Origin of the sequence: Lunatimonas salinarum (genome assembly GCF_017811155.1) — a bacterium.
Taxonomy (GTDB): Bacteria; Bacteroidota; Bacteroidia; order Cytophagales; family Cyclobacteriaceae; genus Lunatimonas; species Lunatimonas salinarum.
Genome location: NZ_JACVCV010000052.1, coordinates 1 through 2554 on the forward strand (window position 1 = coordinate 1; position 2554 = coordinate 2554).

The 2554-nt window shown below is 38.6% G+C and carries 3 protein-coding genes; all 3 read right to left on the reverse strand.

The features are described 5' to 3' along the window. Window positions 1–93: 93 nt before the first annotated feature. Window positions 94–1176, reverse strand: a complete 1083-nt coding sequence (locus IAQ59_RS21670) for a GmrSD restriction endonuclease domain-containing protein (RefSeq protein WP_209332947.1) — start codon at window positions 1174–1176, stop codon at window positions 94–96. Then, window positions 1173–2180 (reverse strand): adenine-specific methyltransferase EcoRI family protein, encoded by a 1008-nt coding sequence (locus tag IAQ59_RS21675; RefSeq protein WP_209332948.1) that lies wholly within the window; start codon window positions 2178–2180, stop codon window positions 1173–1175. The genes IAQ59_RS21670 and IAQ59_RS21675 overlap by 4 nt, the downstream gene beginning before the upstream one ends. 185 nt (window positions 2181–2365) lie before the next feature. Further along, window positions 2366–2554 (reverse strand): hypothetical protein (locus IAQ59_RS21680; protein ID WP_209332949.1); only part of this gene is annotated, 189 nt, incomplete at its 5' end.

Below are 2554 nucleotides of genomic sequence, written 5' to 3' on the forward strand. Positions count from 1 at the left end.
TGGTGTGAGAGGCGCACCTCGCTAACCTAACGGTTGGCGGGGCCGTCTACTCGATTAGGTGCTGGCGTTCTTGTCCTATGTCGTTTGTTATCTTCATTTTCCGCTTTTCCTTCTGTTGTCGTCCCTGCACAACATTTGACAATTTTCAGCACTTGTCTGTCCGCCTAAATGCCAAGGTGTAATGTGGTCGGCTTCCATTTCTTCAATTTTATATTCTTCGGTGCATACAGGGCAAATTCCTTTCTGTCTTTCGTATGCTTCTCGTTTCTGATTGTCTGTAAATGCACGAATATTTAAAAATCTCTCTTTGCGTGTCAAAACGTATTCGTAAATACCTTTTTTGTTGGTCACGTCTTCGTCTTGCATTAGTTTGGTGATTTCTTCTTCAAGTTTTTTGTGGTCAAATTTTTTGTCCTTAAACTCGTTGTAAAGAAAGCCCCATTGTATGCCTTTCATTTCTTTGCGATACTTTGGGAAAACCACCTTAACCCAATTTATTACACTTTGAAAATACAACCACAAGTCATTTGCATTTGGCTCGTGTTGTTGCTTTGCCATATAATGCTCAATGTCGTCATTGCTTATCCATTTGATTGTTGTTTCTAAATAGTCTTGTCTTATTGGTGTTCCGTTTAAGTAGTCGCCCCCCAAACCGTAAGCTGCACAACCATTTTTACTGAAATATCTTTTTGCGTCTGAAACCCACGAACCTGAATAAACTGCATTTCTTAATTCTTGGTCGGTTAGTTTTTCTCCTGCAATGTTGATTGTCTTGAACCACTCTAATTTTTCGCTGTCTGTTCCGCTACACAGATAAACCATTATTTTGTAGTTCAAAATTTGCTCTTGTTCGTCTTTCTGTAAGTTGTGGAAGTATCTGCTTTTAAATGCAAAATCTCCTTCTACAAATTGACTTATAGAAATTGTCCGTTGTTGACCATCAATAACTTCAAAGTTGCCATCTTCACGAACAGCCCAATACATTACGTTTAAAGGATAGTCTTTTGTAATAGTGTCTATTACGGCTTCACGTTGTTTGTCTTTGTAAATAAATTCACGTTGGTAGGGTGGGCGAATGTCCAATTTGCCACCGTAACCAATTACTCCGTTTTCTTGGTTGTCTTCGTAACCGTTTGTAAGGTCTCGGACTGTTATTTCTTTAAGTTCAATTTTCATTTCTGCACTTTCTTGTTTCTGATAAAAATCCTTTTGTATACTCTGTTTTGGTTTACTAAAGGTTGAGCAACTTTACTTGTTTCGTCCCAAAGACCATTTGAAAATCCTTTTCCTTCACTTTCAGTTGCACCAAGAATTTCGAATTGGTCTGGATTGTATTTATCCATAAATGTTATTGGAACTCCCATTGCTCCGTCAAAGTCCATAGGAATATCCTTTGTTTTGGATACTTCAATAGCATTGTAATTGTCGTATTTAGGATATTCTTCGGGTGTATAATTTTTGTAAAGGATTAAATCTTCGTGTCGCTTATTGATTTCAAGATTGGTGAACCAATGAACGCCTGAAACTCTAATCATTCCTTCTTTACGGTCTGTTGCTGTTGCGTAGTCTTCGTAATGCTCGTTTATGAAATGTCCTGCACCACCTTTAAAACCATAACCTAACCAAAGTTTGTTGTCTTTGATTAACGGAAATATTTCTTTGTAAGTAATCGCATTTTGATGACCAACTACAACAAATTTTTTATCGTATTCAATGAGTTGAGCAACATATTCACGAAATAGTGAAAAAGGTGGATTTGTTACAACAATGTCGGCTTGTTTCAAAAGTTCAATACATTCTTTACTTCTAAAATCTCCGTCACCTTTCAGTTTTTTAATTCCGATTTCGTTTGGGTCGGGAACGTTATTTCCGTTTTTGTCTCCTGTATATTCTAAGTAGATTGCCTGTTCAGAATTGTTTTGACTGAACAAGTCCATATCTTGACTTTTATAGCAGGTCGCAATAAGTTTTTTCAGTCCGAGTTTCTCAAAGTTGTATGAGAAGAAATGAAAAAAGTTGCTTACTCGTGGGTCGTCACAGTTGCAATAAACAACATTGTCCTTAAAGTGCTTTTTGTAATACTTTAACTCTCTTTCGATGTCGGAAAGCTGTGTATAAAACTCGTCCTTTTTATTGGTCTTCGCTTGATTTAGATTTTTATTCTGTGCTTTCTCAGTCATTATGTCGTTTACTTTTTTCTTTCGGTTTCAAAGTTAATATTTTGTTCTTCTGTCGGTCGGTTTATGATTGCTCTGTCGGTCGTCCTACGCTTGCACCTAACGGGATTCAGCTTGGAGACGGCGGGCTTTCGGAGCCGTACACTTCAAGTTTACTCCTAACTTCTTAAAGATACTAAACTTTCAATTTACTTTGAACCGCCCGCTGTATCCAAGGTGATGTGTGTGCCCGGCATGGGCATCTGGTATCGAAGATACCATAATATTCCAGAGGGTGCAAGTCCCTTACGTGCGGGGGTAACGCCCCGAAGCGTTAGCAAGTCGCAAGGTGGTTTGCCGTGAGGCATGCACTGAAGGAAGCGAGACTGCAAACCCCG